Source organism: Bradyrhizobium sp. P2_E8 (genome assembly GCF_056403875.1).
Map to the genome: position 1 here is coordinate 1 of NZ_JBFUES010001895.1, position 560 is coordinate 560.

The 560-nt window shown below is 64.8% G+C and carries 1 protein-coding gene; it reads left to right on the forward strand.

Annotated features, from left to right (window positions below; translation table 11 throughout):
• Positions 1–187: 187 nt before the first annotated feature.
• Positions 188–445 (forward strand): tautomerase family protein, encoded by a 258-nt coding sequence (locus AC1D00_RS44565; protein ID WP_135176042.1) that lies wholly within the window; start codon positions 188–190, stop codon positions 443–445.
• Positions 446–560 lie beyond the last annotated feature (115 nt).

Consider the following 560-nt stretch of genomic DNA (forward strand, 5'->3'; position numbering starts at 1 on the left):
TGCAACCTTCCAGCGCGAGAACTGCGAGCTTCATGGGAACTCCGGGCAGTGGCCGGCCGATCCTATCCGATCGGCGCGGGCGATGCGTGGCGGAAATTGCCCGATCTCTGGCTTGTCCGCCACTGCCTTGCCGAGGGCGTCAGGTCCAAATTCGCTCCGTCGTCACACGACATGATTGGAGAGAGACATGCCTTACGTCACCATTTCCACCGTCCGCGGCATCCTGGATGCCGCGCAGAAGAAGACGCTGCTCGAACGCGTCACCGACCTCCTGGTCGAGGTCGAAGGGCAGGGCAACCCGGATTTCCGCCGCAACGTCTGGGTCAGGATCGAGGAGCAGGAGCCGGCACACTGGTCGCTCGGCGGCATGCAGCCGACACCGGAGATCATCGCCGGTATGTTCGGCGCGATCGGCGCGGATGGCGTGCGGGTCGCGCGGCCGTAGCAGTGCAGCGTGCGCGGGCGGACCAGCCAAAGGGATGGTTCGCCACCGCCCCGTGCTCAATCGATCTACCGCGCGATTTCCATTGCATCGCACAATCACGACCATGGCCTGCACG

Excerpts from the sequence above, each read along its gene's own strand:
- AC1D00_RS44565 (WP_135176042.1), top strand. The coding sequence starts at position 188 with ATGCCTTACGTCACCATTTCCACCGTCCGCGGCATCCTGGATGCCGCG.